Raw genomic sequence first — 17,094 nt, forward strand, 5'->3', positions numbered from 1 at the left:
TCTGCGCGCGCTTTTTTTGGTAATGCCGGAAAAAAAGAAAAGCGTGTCGTCAGGGCCCCGCCCGGACCGTCGCGCGTTCGACGAGACCGCAGGGCACGACGATGTCGCGCGGCCGCAGTTCGGCCTGCATCTGTTCGCGCAACAGCGCGACGGTGGCGTCCACCATGGGCTCGACCTGCTGACGCACGGTGGTCAGGCGATACGCGCCCCAGGCTGCTTGCGGCACGTCGTCAAAGCCCACGACGGCCACGTCCTCGGGCACGCGTACGCCCAGCTCCTGACGCAGCACGTCCAGCGCCGCAATCGCCATGTGATCGTTGCCGGCAAACAGCGCGTCCGGCGGCTCCGTGGCAAACATCTTCCGCACGGCGGCCTGCGCCAGATCGAAGTCGTAGTGGCCCACTTCGCGGCAGGAGACGTCGTGGCCGAGTTCCCGCAAGGCATCGCGGTAACCGCGTTCGCGTTCGATGCTGGTGGAAGAATCCTCCAGCCCCGCCAGGTAGCCAAAGCGCCGGTAGCCGCGTGCCGCCAGCAGGCGCGCCACCAGTTGGCCGCCCGCATAGTTGTCGGACGTGACCGAGCTGCTGGCGTGACGCGCCAGCCCGCCCAGAATGGACACCCGATTGAATTGCACGACCGGTACGCCGACTTCGGCACAACTGCGCGCCACGTTGGACGACAGCATGGCGGACGCCATGACGATGCCATCGACCTGATACTGCAGGATCTCGGCCAGCACGCCGTCGGCCGCCTCGTCCACCTCGGCGATGAACATCAGCACGTGGTATCCCTCTTTCTGCAGCTTCTGTGATAGCTGCTCGATCACCAGCGGGTAGAACTGGTTTTCAAGATAGCTCATCACCAGCGCCACGATGCGGCTGCGTCGAGTGATCAGGCTGCGTGCCAGCGCATTGGGCCGATAGCCCAGCTTTTGCGCGGCCGCCAGCACCTTGCGCCGCGTCTCTTCCGACACGCTGGCGCCGGGGGTGAACGTTCGGCTGACGGCCGACTGCGACACCTGCGCCAGATCCGCCACGTCCTGCGCGCGGGGCGCGGTCCTCATGCCGCGGTCCATCCTGCATCCAGCATCAGGGCGCTGCCCGTCATCAGACTGGACGCGTCACTGGCCAGGAAGACGATGGCGCCCATCACCTCGTCCAGACGGCCGACGCGGCCCAGCGCGTTGCGCGCACAGACCCAGTCCCGGAACCCAGGCTGCGCCAGCATGCCCGCCGTCATGGGCGTTTCGATGAAGGTCGGGCACACGGTGTTCACGCGGATGTTGGCGGCGCCCAGCTCCCACGCCAGCGCGCGCGTCATGCCTTCCAGCGCGTGCTTGCTGGCGCAATACAGCGTGCGCCGGGGACTGCCCACGTGCCCCATCTGCGACGACACATTCACGATGGATCCGGCGCGGCCTTCCATGATCAGACGGCGCGCCACGGCCCGGCAGGTGTAGAAGGCTGCCTTTACATTCAGGTCCAGCACGGCGTCGATGTCCTCGTCGGACTGATCGACGAGCGGCTTGGGGCGATTCATGCCCGCGTTATTGACCAGAATGTCAAAGGGCTCCGCGCGTGCGACCGCCTGGTCCACGGCCGCGGAATCCGTCACGTCCAGCACCAGCGGCACACAGCCGATGCCCTCAAAGCGCAAGGCTTCGCACACTTGCAAAAGCTCAGCCTCGCGCCGGGCCGCCACCGTGACATGCGCGCCCGCACGGCCCAGCGCGGCGGCCGCCGCCAGCCCGATGCCGCCGCTGCCGCCCGTCACCAGGGCGCGGCGACCGTCCAGGCGGAAGTCCGGTCCTTTGGGCAGCGCCATCATGCCTGGGCCTTTACCGGCTGATACCACGGCAGGTCGGGGCGATTGCCATAACGGCGCACGCGGATGTTGGCCTGCTCGCCATGGCCCGCAAAATTCTCCATGTGGCACAGGCGCGAGCAATACTCGCCCATCGCCGCGCTGGCTTCGTCCGTCAGCACGCGCTGATACGTGCAGGTCTTGAGGAATTTGCCCACCCACAGGCCGCCGGTATAGCGGGCGTTGCGGTTCGTCGGCAGCGTGTGATTGGTGCCGATCACCTTGTCCCCAAAGCTGACGTTGGTGCGCGGCCCCAGGAACAGCGCGCCGTAGTTCGTCATCCGGTTCAGGAAGTAGTCGGGATCGCGCGTCATCACCTGCACGTGCTCGAACGCCAGCTCGTCGGCCACCTGCAGCATTTCCTCGTCGCTGTCGCAGACGATAACCTCGCCGCAATCGGCCCAGGCCTTGGCCGCGATGCCGGCCGTCGGCAGGATCGAAAGCTGGCGCTCGACTTCGGCCAGCGTGTCGCGCGCCAGTTGTTCGCTGGTGGTCAGCAGCACTGCGGGGGACGTGGGGCCGTGTTCCGCCTGGCCCAGCAGATCGACGGCGCACAGCTCGCCGTCCACGCTGTCGTCCGCGATCACCAGCGTCTCGGTGGGTCCTGCAAACAGGTCGATGCCCACCCGGCCGTACAACTGCCGCTTCGCTTCGGCCACAAACATGTTGCCCGGGCCGACCAGCATGTCCACGGGCGCAACGCTGGGCGTACCCACCGCCATCGCCACCACGGCCTGCACGCCGCCCAGCACCAGGATCTCGTCCGCGCCCGCCATGTCCATGGCGGTCACGATGGCCGGATGCGGCTTGCCCTGATACGGCGGCGCCGTGGACACGATGCGTTTCACGCCCGCCACCTTGGCGGTCAGGACGCTCATGTGCGCCGAGGCCAGCAGCGGATATTTGCCGCCCGGGATGTAGCAGCCCACCGCATTCATCGGCACGTGCTTGTGGCCCAGGACCACACCCGGATACGTTTCCACTTCGACGTCGCGCATCGAATCGCGCTGGATCTGCGCAAAGTTGCGGACCTGGCTCTGAGCGAATGCGATGTCCTCGATCTCGCGCGCCGACAACTGCTTGCGCGCCGCCTCGATCTCGGCGCGCGACAGGCGGAAATCCGCCGGGTCCCAGTTGTCGAACTTGCGGCTGTAATCGCGCACGGCGTCGTCGCCACGGGTTTCGATGTCGCGGATGATGTCTTCGACGGTGGCGCGCACCTTGGCGTCGTCGTCGGTCTTGACGGCGGCGGTCCGGCCGCGCTTCAGATATCGGATCATGGTCTCGGGTCCTGCAAGCGTTGAAAGTTCTTCGATGGAGGGCACTTTCAAAGCCTTGCATACGTATGCAAATAGGGAGAAACCCGGAGAAACGCCAGCATTGCCGGGATGGCCGTATCGCCTCGATTGGCCAACTGGGCTGTCAGGCTGCCGACAGCCAGGCGCGAAGGGCTTTCGATACACTCTCGGGATCCCGCATCGATGACCGCCGCGCCGTCCGGCGCCCCACGTTCCCCTCATGTCGCATCCCGAATCGTTCAATCTGAAGCAGATCGCCGTGCCGGCGTTCGGCCCGTCGCTGCTTTACGGCATCAGCAACGGCGCCATCCTTCCCGTGATCGCGCTCACTGCGCGGGAACAAGGCGCGTCATTCGCGGCAGCCGGCCTCATCGCGGCCCTCATCGGCGTCGGCTCGCTGCTGTCGAACATTCCGTCCGCACTGATCACCGAGCGCTTCGGCGAGAAGCGCGCCATGGCCGGCGCCGCCTTGTTGAGCGTGGCGGGGCTGCTGCTCGTGATCGGCGTGCCGCATCTCTGGGTGCTCGCACTGGCCATGCTGATGCAGGGCTGCGCGCAATCGGTGTTCCAGCTGGCGCGCCAAAGCTACATGATCGAGGTCGTGCCGCTGACGTACCGCGCGCGCGCCCTGTCGACGCTGGGCGGGACGACGCGGATCGGCACCTTCATCGGCCCCTTCGCGGGCGCGGCACTGATTCATTTCATGGGGCTCGACGGCGCGTACTGGATTGCCGTCTGCGCCATGCTCGGCGCGGGATTCATCGCCATCAAGGCGCCGGACATCGAACCCTCGCACGCCAAGGCCTCAGGCGCGCCGCGCGCACGCATCGGCGAGGTCGCGCGCGACCATCGCGGCGTGTACGCCACGCTGGGCGTCGGCGTGATGCTGATCAGCGCGCTGCGCGCGTCGCGCCAGGTGGTGATTCCGCTGTGGGCAGACCATCTCGGTCTGGACGCCACCACCACGTCCCTCGTCTACGGCCTGGTCGCGGCGGTCGACATGTCGGTGTTCTATCCCGCGGGCAAGGTGATGGACCAGCGCGGCCGGTTGTGGGTGGCGCTGCCGTGCACGCTGCTGATGGGCTTGAGCCTGATGGCGATCCCGCTGACAGGCGGCGTGACGAGCTTCATCCTGGTGTCGCTGCTGCTGGGCTTTGGCAACGGCATCGGGTCGGGCATTGTGATGACGCTGGGCGCGGATGCCGCACCGCCCGGCGCGCGCACGCAGTTTCTGGGCATCTGGCGCTTCATGGCCGATCTGGGTGCAAGCGGCGGGCCGGTGGCGCTATCGGCGCTGACGGCACTGTTGTCGCTGGGCGGGGCATCGTTTGGCGTGGGGACGTTGGGCCTGGTCGCGGCTGGGGTGTTCTGGCGGTGGCTGCCGCGCCGGGCGTAGGCAGAACAGGCCGCGGCGAGCGGCATTGCCGCACTGCGTCATCGCAAAGCGCTGAACCTACCGCGTCGCGGCATCTCTGCTGCGGCACGCGGCACCCCTCAAAGGGTCCAAAATAAGTTCAAAAAATATCAACCAAATCTGTATTGCTTCAAGGATTCGCAAGTTCCAGAATTCTGTTCATGGGCGCAGCATGCCGCTTGAGGACGGAAAATGGATACGACGCATTCCACAAACCAGAGACAGCTAACGGTTCGCATCTCACGCGGCACGGAGGAAGGAAAGTTCTCCACCTACCTGGTCCCGTGGCGCGACAACCAGACCGTTCTGGACGTGGTGACGGAAGTCCAGCGAACGCAAGAGCCCGGCCTGTCGTACCGCTACGCCTGTCGCGTCGGCGTGTGCGGGTCCTGTGCGATGACCGTCAACGGCAAACCGCGTTGGACGTGCCGCACGCACGTGAGCCGCGTCGAAGAAGCGGGCGTGATCGTGATCGAGCCCTTGCGCAACATGCCGCGGATCAAGGATCTGGTCGTCGACATGCGCGAGTTCTTCCAGAAGTGGGCGCGCGCCGGCAATACCTTTGTCGGCACTGCCACGCGCAATGATCCGCCGGCGCTGGTGTCGCCCCAAAGCAAGCAACGCAAGCTCGCTGACGCGGCCATCGAATGCATCAACTGCGGCGTGTGCTACGCCGCCTGTGACGTGGTGTCGTGGGACAAGGACTACCTGGGTCCGGCGGCGCTGAATCGCGCGTGGACGCTCTATAACGACGAGCGGCACGCCGACCCCAAGGATGTTCTGCACAAGGCCACCTCCGGCAGCGGCTGCAATTCCTGTCACACGCAGGGCAGTTGCATGAAGCACTGTCCCGTCAGCCTGAGCCCGACCGGCAGCATCGCAGGCCTGAAACGCAGCGCCATCTTCAGCCTGCTCAAGGGAGGCTGACATGGAGGCCCGTCTGTTTGCACTCCAGCGCCTGACGGCAATGGTGATGGCGCCCTTCGTCCTGGTGCACGTCGGCCTCGTCATCTATGCGGTCCGCGGCGGCCTGACCGCCGGCGAAATCCTCTCGCGCACCGAGGGGAACTGGCTATGGATCGTCTTCTACGGCCTGTTCGTGCTCAGCGTATCGGTCCACGTTCCCATCGGCCTGCGCAACATCCTCATCGAGTGGCTGAAACTCGGCCGCGCGGCGGCGTCCGTCATCGGCCTGATGTTCGGCGCGGCGCTGCTCGTTCTGGGCATCCGCGCGGTCGCCGCGGTAGGCGGACTGGCATGAGAAAGTCCGCACGCAATCACCAGGCGTACTGGGCCTTTCTGGGACATCGGCTTTCCGGCCTGGCGCTGGCGCTGTTCCTTCCCGTCCATTTCTATGTGCTGGCCATGGCGCTGGACCAGGCCAGGCTTGACGCATTCCTGAAGCTGGCGGAGCTGCCGTGGATGAAAGCCGGTGAATGGGGGCTGGTGCTGCTTCTGACGCTGCATATGTTCTTCGGACTGCGCCTGCTTGCGCTTGAACTCCTGCCCTGGCGCACGCCGCGCGACGCGCGCGTCGCGTGGATCGGCTGGGGCTTTGCGATCTCGATGGCCACCGGACTGGCGTTCATCGCCGGAGTGATCTGACATGCGTATTGAAAACCACAAGACGGACATTCTGGTGCTGGGTACTGGCGGCGCGGGCCTCTTCGCGGCGCTGCACGCGAAGAAGGCAAACCCGTCGCTGCAGGTCACGGTGACCGTCAAAGGCCTGCTCGGCAAGTGCGGCTGTACCCGCATGGTCCAGGGCGGCTACAACGTCGCGCTGGCCGCGGGTGACTCGGTCGAGCGCCACTTCATGGACACGATCGAGGGCGGCAAATGGCTGCCGCGCCAGGATCTGGCCTGGCGGCTGGTCGAAGGCGCGGTCGAACGGGTTCGGGAGCTGGAAAACGAGATCGGCTGCTTCTTCGACCGCAATCCCGATGGATCGCTGCATTCCAAGGCGTTTGCCGGCCAAAGCTTTGACCGGACCGTGCACAAGGCGGACCTGACCGGCATCGAGATCATCAATCGGCTGATGGAGCAGGTTCGCGCGCTGGATGTGGAAGAACTTGAGGAGCACCGCGCCATCGAACTCATCCCGGCCGCCGACGGCTCGGGCATCTCGGGCGTACTGTTCATCGACATGCGGGCGGGTACCTATCGGTTCATCCAGGCCAAGGCAGTTCTTTTGGCCACCGGCGCCGGCCCGACGATGTACCGCTACCACACGCCTTCCGGCGACAAGACCTGCGACGGCCTGGCCATGGCATTGCGATACGGCCTGAAGCTCAGAGACATGGAGATGGTCCAGTTTCATCCGACAGGTCTGTTGGGCGGACCGGATACGCGGATGACCGGCACGGTGCTGGAAGAAGGCTTGCGCGGCGCCGGCGGTTACCTGCTCAACGGCGAAGGCGAGCGCTTCATGACGAACTACGACAAGCGCGGCGAACGGGCCACGCGCGACGTGGTCAGCCGCGGGATCTACGCCGAAATGCGCGCGGGGCGCACAGGTCCGATGGGCGGCGTCTACATCCAGATGAGCCATCTTGGTCCGGAGAAAGTGGCCAAGACCTTCCCCGGCATGGTCAACCGATGCAAGGACTGCGGATTCGACCTGGCCGGCGGAAAAGTCGAAGTGGTGCCGACCGCGCATTACCTGATGGGCGGCGTCGAATTCAATGTGGACGGGTCGACCGCCTCGCCCGGCCTGTATGCCGCGGGAGAGGACTGCGGCGGGGTGCACGGCGCGAACCGCCTGGGCGGAAACGGCGTCGCCAACTCCACGGTGTTCGGCGGCATCGCGGGCGACGCGATGGCCGCCTATGTCGCCAAGTCAGGCCAGTGGCGCGATCCGGACCAGCAGGTCATGGCGCGCGGTGTCGAACGCGCCGAGTTTCCGTTTTCGCGGCGTGCCGGACGCATCCACGAGCTGCGCGATGCGCTGTCGCAGACGATGTGGGACGACGTCGGCGTGCTGCGCAATCGGGACGCCATGGAACACGGCCTTGGGGCCATTTCCGGCCATCGCGCGGCCCTGCGCAACATCGGTGTCGCGGACGGCGACCGGCGTTTCAACCTGACCTGGCACGACTGGCTCAACCTTGAAAGCCTGGTCGACATCTCGAAGGTCATCACGGTGTCGGCGCTGGCACGCGAGAACAGCCGCGGCGCGCACTATCGCGAAGACTTCTCCGAACCCGGCGACCTGCACACCAGCTGCTACACCCGCGTCAGCGCGCAGGACGGCGAATTGCAGCTGGAGATGGTTCCGGTTTCCTTTGACATCGTCAAGCCGGGCGAATCGCTGATCGAAGGCGAAGCAGGCATCCCCCAAAGCTGAAGGCAACCCACCATGAGAATTCCCGTCCAGAAAATTGAAGAAGCCGCGCTGGAAATCATGCGCCGCGCTGCCATCGAGATACCCAAGGACTACAAGGAAGGCATTCAGGCCCTGCAGAAAAAGGAAACCGGCAAGCTGCCGCGATTCGTCATCCACGCCATGGTCGACAACTGGGAGGCCGCCGACCAGGACCGGCGCCCGATGTGCGCCGATACCGGATTGCCGCGGTATTACGTCAAGGTGGGCAACGAGGCCTGCGTGGACGCCGGTTTCGTCGCGGTGGAGCGCGCGCTGCGACACGCCACGGCCGAAGCCACCGTGACCATCCCGCTGCGGCCGAACCGCGTGCATCCGCTCTGGCGCACCGACCACAACAACAACGTCGGGATCAACGCGCCGGAAGTCGAATGGTCTTTCGAACCGGACGCCGACTGGATCGAAATCACCACCGTGCACAAGGGCGGCCTGTTCGGCACCGACTACCGGATGCTGTTTCCCGGCGATGGCATCGACGGCATCAAGCGCTTCGTGCTCGACACCCTGATCGCGTTCGGCAAGCGCGGCCTGGCGTGCCAGCCCGCCATCGTCGGCATCGGCCTGGGCGGGTCCAAGGACACGTGCATGCAGCTCGGCAAGCAGGCGGCCTGTCTGCGCACGGTTGGCGACCGGAATCCCGATCCCAAGGTGGCCGAACTGGAGCTTGAACTGATGAAGCTCGGCAACTCGATCGGCATGGGCGCCATGGGCTTCGTCGGCTCCGGCATGGTGGTCGATTGCCATATCGAATGCGGCTACACGCACACCGGCGGCATGCCCATCAGCCTGCATACGTTCTGCCTGTCTTCGCGCCGCGCCACCGCGCGGATCCACGCCAATGGGGAAATCCAGTACCGCACCGATCCTCAATGGTTCACGCCCTACCTGCGCCGGGAGACGGTCGAATGGTGAACAACGACGACGACATCAAGGTCTTTCATCTTGACCTGCCCGCCAAGACGGAAGACATCGCCAAGCTCGAACTCGGTTCGGCCGTGTACCTGAATGGACTGGTGTACACGGCCCGCGAGGGTGTCTACAAGAAGGTGCTGGATGAGGGCCTGCCGCTGCCGGTGGATCTGCGGTCCGTCAGCAACGTCAATTTCCATTGCTCGCCGGCCGCCGCCCCCGACGGCCACGGCGGCTACAACGTGGGCGCCGTCACCGCCACCGCGTCATTCCGGTTCTCCAAATGGATTCCCCGGTGGCTCAGCGAGACGGGCTGCCGCATCCTGATCGGCAAGGGCGGCATGCCCGCCGACGACTACAAGCAGGTGCTGGCGCCGGGCGGCGCCATCTACCTGACCACGGTCGGCTACGGCACGGGCGCCTTGCTGGGACGGGGCATCAAGCAGGTGCGCGAGGTGCATTGGCTGGATGAGCTGGGCATCGCGCAGGCGATGTGGCTGTTCGAGGTCAAGGATTTCGGCCCATTCATCGTCGAGAGCGACCTGGACGGCAACTCGCTTTTCGCGCAGCACGCGGAAGCGATCAACGCCGGCATCGAAAAGCTGTATGCCGGACTGAAGCCGCCCGCGCTGCACCGCTACGGCGAGACGGACGACCGCAAGGACGAAGTGATGTAGGCGCTGCGTCGCCACGCCCCGCAATCGGATTCCATTCAGAGAGACTGCGATGATCATCGACTTTCGGCTTCGGCCGCCCGTTGGCGGCTTCTTGAACACACTGATGTATTCAGCGGGAGAACGGCGCGACGGCTTCACGCGGACGGTGGGATTCGAACCATCCAAAGCGGCGCAGCAGCAGTCGATGGACCTGCTTCTGCAGGAGATGGACGCGGCCCGCATCGACCGCGGCGTGGTGGTGGGCAGACTGGCCGGCGTGCTGGGCAGCGTGTCCAACGACGATGTGCGCGGCATCGTGGCCGGGCACCCGGACCGGTTCATCGGTGCGGCCTCGATCGATCCCACCGACCGCCGCAAGGCATGTCAGACCATCAACCAGGCCATCGAAAACGGCTTCCGGCTGATCAACATCGAACCGGGTTCCTATCCCGTGCCCATGCACGCCGACGACCGGCGTCTCTATCCCATCTATGGCCATTGCGAGGACGTCGGCGTTCCCGTGATCATGATGGTCGGTGGCACGGCGGGGCCCGACCTGAGCTATTCCGATCCGATACGAACCGATCGCGTCCTGACGGATTTTCCCAACCTTAATGTCGTGGTCGCCCACGGCGGTTGGCCGTGGGTCAACGAAATCCTGCACCTGGGGCTCCGGCGGCCGAATCTGTGGCTGTCGCCCGACATGTACTTTTCCCGCATGCCCGGCTGGGAGGAATACGTAAAGGCGGCCGACAGCTTTCTGTCCGACCGGATGCTGTACGCCAGCTCGTTTCCCTTCTGTCCGGTGCAAGGGTACAAAGAATGGTTTGAGCGCTTGCCGATCCGTGAGGAAAACCTGAAGAAGGTCATGGGAGGCAACGCCCGGCGGCTGCTCGGGCTGTAGCGCCCGCATCCCGCGCGTTTCGCGACGCCCACCGACCAGGACGAATACTGCATGGACATCCGGACCCTCTACACGCTGATTGCGATCGCAGACCACGGCAGCTTCGCCGAGGCCGGGAACACCATCGGCCTGTCGTTGTCAGCCGTGAGCATGCAGGTCCGCGCGCTGGAGGATGAGCTGGGCATCACGATCTTCGATCGCAGCCGCCGCCCGCCGATCCTGACGGACACGGGCCTGGCGCTGGTCCACCGGGCGCGCGACCTGATCACGCATTGGGAAAGCATGAGCGCTTCGCTCAAGAAGGGGACGTCGGCCGGCCTGCTCAAACTGGGCAGCGTGCATACCTGTGTGTCGGGCGTGCTGCCGCTGGCCTTGCGCCACCTGCAAAAGCAGGGGCACGGGCTGGAGGTTCACGTCACCACGGGGCTGACGCACGACCTGGAGCGGGCCATCTATCACCGCCAGCTCGATGTCGCCATCGTGACCGAGCCGGACGCGCCGCGCTCGGGGCTGGACTTTCTGCCCTTCGTCGAGGAGGAGCTGGTCGTCATTGCGCACCGGTCGGTGCAAGGCGCCAGCGACCAGGAAATTCTGGAGCAGACACCCTATGTCCGATTCAACCGCTCAGCCCGCGTCGGCCATCTGGTGCAGGAAGAAATGGTGCGCAGGCGCATCACGGTGCGATCGACCATGGAGATCGACAACCTTGAAGGCGTCATCGCGATGGTGGCCAACGGCCTGGGCGCGTCCGTGGTGCCGGCCAGGCGCGGCCGCAACGAGTTCCCGCCGGGCATCCGAGTCATTCCGTTCGGCGCGCCGACGATCACCCGCCGCCTGGGCATCCTGGCGCCGCAGGAGAATCCCAGATCCCATCTTTCGCAGTTGCTGCTCGATGCGTTGAAGTCGGTTTGCGCCAGCCAGACCCGATGACGGCGCAGGCGCGTCCCAATCCCTGATCCGCAGTAAGTAGTCCAGCAGTCCCGCAGTCCGCAGCCCAGTAGTTCAGTAGTCCGCCAACAATCACCGCGACGTCCCAAAAAAATCGAGCCAATCGGCTTGAGGGGCAGTTGCTGCCTGGCGAAACCCGCCCTGCCCGCAGATCGGCGGGTCGCGCCTACCGCGAGCGAAAGGAGACAAACCCGTGAAAGACGACAATCAACTTGTGCATGGACGCCGCCGGCTCATCAAGGCCATGGGATACGGGCTGGCCCTATCACCGTTTCTTGCGACACCTGCCCGCGCGAATTGGCCATCGGACAAGGCCATCCGCATGGTCATCCCATTCTCGGCGGGCGGCGCCACCGACCTGCTCGGGCGCGCGCTGGCCTCCGAAATGGGCAAAGGCCTGAACCAGAGCATCGTCGTCGAAAACCGTGCGGGCGCCGGCGGCAGCGTCGGCGCGCAGGCCGTGGCCGGATCCCCCGCGGACGGCTATACGCTGATGCTCGCATCGGGCAGCATGTTCACCGTCAATCAGTTCATCTACAGCAAGCTGCCCTACTCGCTGAATGACTTCAGCCTCATCGCCAAGGTCGCCAGCGGACCGATGGTCATCACCGTCAATGCCGAACTGCCTGTCAACAACACGCGGGAACTCATCGCCTACGCGAAGGCCCGGCCCGGCAAACTCAGCTTTTCGTCCGCCGGTGTCGGGAGCCAGACACATATGGCTGGCGAAGCCTTTACCGACGCTGCCGGGATCGACCTCATGCATGTCCCGTACAAGGGCGAAGGGCCCGGCTACACGGACCTGATGGCCGGAATCATCCAGGTGGCCGTCGGCAACATCAATGCGATCGCGCCGCTGCTCAAGGGCGGCCGCCTGCGCGCGCTTTCCGTCACGGGCAAGGAGCGCGCGGCCTTGCTGCCCGGCGTGCCGACCACGGCCGAGGACGGCGTGCCCGGATTCGAGTTCACCGGCTGGTTCGCGCTGATGGCGCCTGCCGGCACGCCGCAAGGCGCGATAGACCGGCTGCTCGCCGTTGCCAAACAGGCCGTTGAACAACCGGGCTTGAAGCGCTACCTTCAGGACCAGGGCATGGCCCCCACCATCGTGCCTGCCGCGGCGCTGCAAAAGGAGATCGCCGCGGAGTCCGCCAAATGGCAGGCCCTCGTGCAAAAGAAGGGAATCACCGCCACCTGACCACCCGCCGGGCGCCGGCACGCCCCAGCCCTGTTTCACCCATCGAGGTCCCTTCCCGCCTATGCCCGCCGAATCGCTCGCGCTTGTCATCCCCGTCATATTCCTTGCCTACACGGTCTTCGGGATGACGGGATTCGGCGCGGCCATGGTCGCCGTGCCGGTCCTGGTGCAGTTCATTCCCCTGCAACTGGCCGTGCCGCTGGTGGTGCTGTTTGACCTGACCTGCACCGCCCTTGTCGGCGGACGGAACTGGAGACGCGTCAGCCTGGCCGAATTCAAGCGCCTGCTGCCCTGGATGCTGCTGGGCATCGCGCTGGGCGTCACGCTGTTGCGCGACGCCGGCGCCCGCTGGCCATTGATCCTTCTGGGCGCGTTTGTGCTGGTCGTGTGCATCCAGGGCCTGCGCGGCGCACGGGGTGGCGCCAAGGCGCCGCTCAAGCCCTTCTGGGCGTTTCCGTTCGGCATCGTTGGCGGCGTCTTCAGCGCGCTGTTCGGCACCGGCGGCCCCATCTACACGATCTATCTGTCGCGCCGGTTGGATGCGCTGGAGCAGTTCCGGGCAACCATTTCGGTCGTGATCCTGCTGAGCGGGATCGTGCGGGCGGCAGCCTTCGCGACCGCAGGGCTGTACTCCAACCCGGACATCCTGCGCGCCGCCGCGGTGCTCCTGCCCGTTGCGCTCATCGGCCTGTACGCGGGGTCGCGCGCCCGGACCCGGGTGTCTCCCGAACTGCTGAAGCGGTCCATCTTCGTGCTGCTCGCGATCGCGGGCGCGGGCGCGATCTACCGCGGGTGGATGTCTCCGGCATGAGCGGCATTGCGCCGCCCGCGCCAGTGAAACGCGGCGCGGGCTGGCGGCCGCCTTCCTGCCACCAGCCGCAACGGTCACTTCGCCGTTGGCATCGCAAACTCGGCGCCCTTGCCGATGCTCTCGGGCCAGCGCTGCATGATCGACTTCTGGCGGGTGTAGAAGCGCACGCCTTCTTCGCCGTAGGCGTGCATGTCGCCAAACAGGCTGCGCTTCCAGCCGCCAAAGCCGTGCCAGGCCATCGGGACCGGAATGGGCACATTGATGCCCACCATGCCCACTTCGATGCGCCGGCCAAATTCGCGCGCCACATTGCCATCCCGCGTAAAGCACGCGACGCCATTGCCGAACTCATGCGCGTTGATGAGGTCCACGGCCGCCTTCAGGTCCTTGACCCGCACGCAGCCCAGAACCGGGCCGAATATCTCTTCCTTGTAGATGCGCATGTCGGGCGTGACATGGTCGAACAACGTGCCGCCCATCCAGAAGCCGTCACCGCATCCCTCGCCCGCTTGCGTACCCCGGAATCCCCGGCCGTCGACCAGCAGCGTCGCACCCTCTGCCTCGCCCTGCGCGATGTAGCCGGTGATGCGCTCGTGCGCGGCGCGGGTCACGATCGGTCCCATTTCGGCGGCCGGGTTCTCGCCGTCCAGCACCTTCAATGCCTTCGTGCGCTCGATCAGCTTGGGCAGGAGGCGGTCGGCCACGTCGCCGACCAGCACGGCCACGCTGATCGCCATGCACCGCTCGCCCGCCGAACCGTAGCCGGCCCCGATCAAGGCGTCCACAGCCTGGTCGATATCGGCATCGGGCATCACCACCATATGGTTCTTGGCGCCGCCCAGCGCCTGCACACGCTTGCCAAGGCGGGCGCCCGTCTCATAGATGTAGTTGGCGATCGGCGTGGACCCGACAAAGCTCACCGCCTTCACGCCGGGATGCGTGAGCAGCGCGTCCACGGCGACCTTGTCGCCCTGCACCACGTTGAACACGCCATCCGGCAGCCCCGCCTCGCGCAGCAGTTCGGCGATGCGCAGCGACGGACTGGGATCCGTCGGGCTGGGCTTGAGCACAAAGGTATTGCCCGCGGCGATCGCCACCGGGAACATCCACATGGGCACCATCACCGGAAAATTGAACGGCGTGATGCCGGCCACGACACCCAGCGGCTGGCGCAGCGTCCAGTTGTCGATGCCCGTGGAGACCTGTTCGGTGTGCGCGCCCTTCAGCAGTTGCGGAATGCCGCAGGCGAACTCCACAATGTCGATGCCGCGCGCGACTTCGCCCTGCGCATCGCTGAACACCTTGCCGTGCTCGGCGGTGATCAAATGAGCGAGCTCGTCGCGGTGGCGGTTCAGCAATTCAAGAAACCTGAACAACACACGTGCACGTCGGATCGGCGGCGTGTCGGCCCACGCCGGAAAGGCGGCCTGCGCGCTGGCCACCGCGCGCTGCACCTCGTCGGGCGTGGCCAGCGTGACGTGCCGGGTGACGGCGCCCGTGGCCGGATTGAAGATGGGCTGGCGGGCGCCTGTCCCATCGACACGGGATCCGGCGATAAAGTGTCCGGCGATGGAATCGCTGGCGCTGCGCGTGGTGGCGTTCATGGGTTTCTCCTGTGCTCAAGCGTGATGTGCGGGTGCTGGCACTATGTCGCGCCGCCGGCCGCCCGTCGAGACCAGAAGGCTGGAATCAGTGTTTGCAGTTTTGAACAATGGGAAATGGCATGACAAAGACGAGACGCCTGGAAGACTTGTGGTCGCACATTCACTGCCTGGGCGTGCTGGCCGACACGGGTAGCTTCACGGCGGCCGCCCGCCGGCTGCAGATCAGCAAGGCATCGGTCAGCCAGCGCATCGTGGAACTGGAGCAGGCGGCCGGCGTTCCCCTCGTGCGGCGCACGACTCGCAGCGTCAGCCTGACCGAAGCCGGTGCAAGCCTGGTCGACCAGACGGCGTCGGCCTATCTGCGCATCGAGGAAGGTTTCTCCGCCGTCCGGGATCTTTCCGAAGGCCCGCGCGGCGTACTGTCCGTGACGGCTCCCGTCGCGTTGGGCCGCCAGGTCATTGCGCCGCTGATATCGGGCTTTCTTGCGCGCTTTCCGGACGTTCGGATTCAGCTTGAGCTCAGCGACCACCTGGCCTCGTTGGCGACCGAAGGATTCGACCTGGCGATCCGGCACGTCGCGGGCGTGCCCGACACCCATGTCGCCACGTTGATCTGCGAGACGCGCTCGGTGCTCGTGGCCACCCCGGAATACCTGTCGACACACGGCACGCCGCGAACGCCGGCGGACCTCGAGGGCCACAATTGCCTGCACTATCTGCGGCGCAGCGGCGGCGCCACCTGGTCATTCGAGTCTCAGGCGCGGGATAAACACGTGGCCGTGCCGGTGCGCGGGACCTTCACGGCCAACAACAGCGAAGTCTTGCGGGAAGCGGCCGCGGGCTCTGTCGGCATCGCGCTGCTTCCCGATTTCAGCGCTGGCGAGGCCCTGCGGCGCGGAACGCTGGTCGAGGTCCTGCCAGGGTGGCGCGTTGTCGGCGACTATGCCGAACGCCTCTACGCGGTGCGGCCCTATACGCCGCGCGTACCTCTTACCGTCACATCGTTCGTCCAGTATCTGCGCGACGCCATTCCGGCCGCCGAGGGCCTCGGCGGCCCGTCGGCCCCGCTTGCGAGCGGCTAGTTGACCTGCAACCCCGCCTTGGCCACCAACTCGGCATAGATCCTGGAACCCTGATCGACGTACTTTGCCGTATCGGCGGGCGACAACACGTGGGGGATGCCACCGAAATTGGCGTTCCCCTCGATCCACTTCGGGTCCTTTGATATCTGCTGGAGAGCAGAAGCCCACTTATCAACCGCTTCCGCGCTCATGCCCGGCGGCCCGAAGAGCCCGCTCCAGCCGATCACCGCCTCAAGCTGCGGGAGTTTGGATTCCCGTGCGGTCGGGATATCCGGAAACTGCGCAAGGCGCTCCGGCGTCGTCGTCAGCAATGCGCGCAACTTGCCGCCCGCAAGAATGCCCGTCATCGAACTGAGGTTGTTGCAGGCAAAATCCACATCGCGGCTCAGGACCGCCATCGCCACCTCGCTACCGCCCTTGTACGGAACACTGACGGCCGCATCCGGCTTCAATCCCAGGCTGCTCAGCAACAGTTGCGGCGCCAGATTCTGCACGGTCGCGGGGCCGGAATGGCTGTAGTTCAGTTTCCCGGGCCGGGCCTTCAACGCCTGGGACAGGTCGCCGATGGTCCGGTAGGCGCTGTCCGGATGGACCACACAGACAACGGGATTCAGCTCCAGCAATCCGATGAACGTGAAGTCCTTCGAGGTATACGGCGTCGTCTTGGGCTGCAAGGCGGGCAAGAGGACCTGGGAACCGATGCGGCCCATCAGCAGGGTGTACCCGTCGGGCGCCGCATTCTTGACCGCGGCAGATCCGATCGCGCCGTTCGCGCCCGCCTTGTTGACCACGACGACCGGCTGCCCCAGGACACCCTGCGCGGCGGCAGACAGATTGCGCGCCGCCATGTCGGCGTCGCCGCCCACGCTGAACGGCACGATGAGCTGGATGGGTTTCGCGGGGTAAGCCTGGGCAGCGGCCAGGCCGGGAAAGGTGAGAAGCAGGCAAAACGCGGCGCGAGCGGACCCGCCCGGGCGGATGCCGGTGAGGCTGATCATGGGATGTCTCCTGTTCGTTCTACGGGACGA

The 17,094-nt window shown here is 65.8% G+C and carries 17 protein-coding genes; 12 read left to right on the forward strand and 5 right to left on the reverse strand.

Features of this window, described 5'->3' with window-relative positions:
• Window positions 1–49 precede the first annotated feature (49 nt).
• Genes ASD71_RS00880 through hisD form a run of 3 tightly spaced genes read right to left on the reverse strand, consistent with a single transcriptional unit; the run spans window position 50 to window position 3,143 of the window.
• Entirely contained in the window at window positions 50–1,063 is a 1,014-nt protein-coding gene (locus ASD71_RS00880) for a LacI family DNA-binding transcriptional regulator (RefSeq protein ID WP_056566244.1), read from the reverse strand.
• A complete protein-coding gene (locus tag ASD71_RS00885; RefSeq protein ID WP_056558616.1) occupies window positions 1,060–1,827 on the reverse strand; it encodes an SDR family NAD(P)-dependent oxidoreductase in 768 nt (255 codons plus the stop codon). The genes ASD71_RS00880 and ASD71_RS00885 overlap by 4 nt, the downstream gene beginning before the upstream one ends.
• Window positions 1,824–3,143, reverse strand: a complete 1,320-nt coding sequence (gene hisD, locus ASD71_RS00890; protein WP_056566247.1) for a histidinol dehydrogenase — start codon at window positions 3,141–3,143, stop codon at window positions 1,824–1,826. Before hisD ends, ASD71_RS00885 begins: the two co-directional genes overlap by 4 nt.
• A 238-nt stretch (window positions 3,144–3,381) precedes the next feature.
• Here hisD and ASD71_RS00895 point away from each other — a divergent pair, with 238 nt between their 5' ends.
• The 11 genes from ASD71_RS00895 to ASD71_RS00945 all read left to right on the forward strand — a co-directional run bounded on the left by ASD71_RS00895 (window position 3,382) and on the right by ASD71_RS00945 (window position 13,380).
• Window positions 3,382–4,557: an MFS transporter gene (locus ASD71_RS00895; RefSeq protein ID WP_056558619.1), complete on the forward strand. Its 1,176-nt coding sequence runs from the start codon at window positions 3,382–3,384 to the stop codon at window positions 4,555–4,557.
• 210 nt (window positions 4,558–4,767) lie between these two features.
• On the forward strand, window positions 4,768–5,502 hold the full coding sequence (locus ASD71_RS00900) for a succinate dehydrogenase/fumarate reductase iron-sulfur subunit (RefSeq protein WP_056558621.1): 735 nt from the start codon (window positions 4,768–4,770) through the stop codon (window positions 5,500–5,502).
• Window position 5,503: 1 nt separating this feature from the next.
• Window positions 5,504–5,836, forward strand: a complete 333-nt coding sequence (locus tag ASD71_RS00905) for a succinate dehydrogenase (protein ID WP_056558624.1) — start codon at window positions 5,504–5,506, stop codon at window positions 5,834–5,836.
• Entirely contained in the window at window positions 5,833–6,180 is a 348-nt protein-coding gene (locus ASD71_RS00910; protein WP_056558628.1) for a succinate dehydrogenase, read from the forward strand. The genes ASD71_RS00905 and ASD71_RS00910 overlap by 4 nt, the downstream gene beginning before the upstream one ends.
• Window position 6,181: 1 nt before the next feature.
• Window positions 6,182–7,921: an L-aspartate oxidase gene (locus tag ASD71_RS00915; protein ID WP_056558631.1), complete on the forward strand. Its 1,740-nt coding sequence runs from the start codon at window positions 6,182–6,184 to the stop codon at window positions 7,919–7,921.
• A gap of 12 nt (window positions 7,922–7,933) precedes the next feature.
• Complete coding sequence (locus ASD71_RS00920; RefSeq protein ID WP_056558634.1) at window positions 7,934–8,869, forward strand: fumarate hydratase; 936 nt, start codon at window positions 7,934–7,936, stop codon at window positions 8,867–8,869.
• Window positions 8,863–9,543 carry a fumarate hydratase C-terminal domain-containing protein gene (locus tag ASD71_RS00925; RefSeq protein ID WP_056558638.1) on the forward strand — a complete coding sequence of 227 codons (681 nt, stop codon included), beginning with the start codon at window positions 8,863–8,865 and terminating at the stop codon, window positions 9,541–9,543. Before ASD71_RS00920 ends, ASD71_RS00925 begins: the two co-directional genes overlap by 7 nt.
• Before the next feature lie 49 nt (window positions 9,544–9,592).
• Complete coding sequence (locus tag ASD71_RS00930) at window positions 9,593–10,426, forward strand: amidohydrolase family protein (protein ID WP_056558642.1); 834 nt, start codon at window positions 9,593–9,595, stop codon at window positions 10,424–10,426.
• Between the two features lie 51 nt (window positions 10,427–10,477).
• The gene (locus ASD71_RS00935) at window positions 10,478–11,356 is read left to right on the forward strand and encodes a LysR substrate-binding domain-containing protein (protein ID WP_056558646.1); all 879 of its coding nucleotides are present in this window, start codon (window positions 10,478–10,480) and stop codon (window positions 11,354–11,356) included.
• 262 nt (window positions 11,357–11,618) lie between these two features.
• Window positions 11,619–12,569, forward strand: a complete 951-nt coding sequence (locus tag ASD71_RS00940; RefSeq protein WP_056566250.1) for a tripartite tricarboxylate transporter substrate binding protein — start codon at window positions 11,619–11,621, stop codon at window positions 12,567–12,569.
• 61 nt (window positions 12,570–12,630) lie between these two features.
• On the forward strand, window positions 12,631–13,380 hold the full coding sequence (locus tag ASD71_RS00945) for a sulfite exporter TauE/SafE family protein (RefSeq protein WP_056558650.1): 750 nt from the start codon (window positions 12,631–12,633) through the stop codon (window positions 13,378–13,380).
• Between the two features lie 74 nt (window positions 13,381–13,454).
• Here the strand turns inward: ASD71_RS00945 and ASD71_RS00950 are convergent, their stop codons facing one another.
• The gene (locus tag ASD71_RS00950; RefSeq protein WP_056558652.1) at window positions 13,455–14,984 is read right to left on the reverse strand and encodes a CoA-acylating methylmalonate-semialdehyde dehydrogenase; all 1,530 of its coding nucleotides are present in this window, start codon (window positions 14,982–14,984) and stop codon (window positions 13,455–13,457) included.
• Window positions 14,985–15,103: 119 nt separating this feature from the next.
• Here ASD71_RS00950 and ASD71_RS00955 point away from each other — a divergent pair, with 119 nt between their 5' ends.
• On the forward strand, window positions 15,104–16,066 hold the full coding sequence (locus ASD71_RS00955) for a LysR family transcriptional regulator (RefSeq protein WP_082578738.1): 963 nt from the start codon (window positions 15,104–15,106) through the stop codon (window positions 16,064–16,066).
• On the opposite strand, the gene ASD71_RS00960 is transcribed toward ASD71_RS00955, so the two are convergent.
• The gene (locus tag ASD71_RS00960; protein ID WP_056558657.1) at window positions 16,063–17,064 is read right to left on the reverse strand and encodes a tripartite tricarboxylate transporter substrate binding protein; all 1,002 of its coding nucleotides are present in this window, start codon (window positions 17,062–17,064) and stop codon (window positions 16,063–16,065) included. The genes ASD71_RS00955 and ASD71_RS00960 overlap by 4 nt on opposite strands.
• Between the last annotated feature and the right edge of the window lie 30 nt (window positions 17,065–17,094).

Origin of the sequence: Achromobacter sp. Root565 (genome assembly GCF_001427425.1) — a bacterium.
In the GTDB taxonomy this organism is placed as follows: domain Bacteria; phylum Pseudomonadota; class Gammaproteobacteria; order Burkholderiales; family Burkholderiaceae_B; genus Achromobacter; species Achromobacter spanius_D.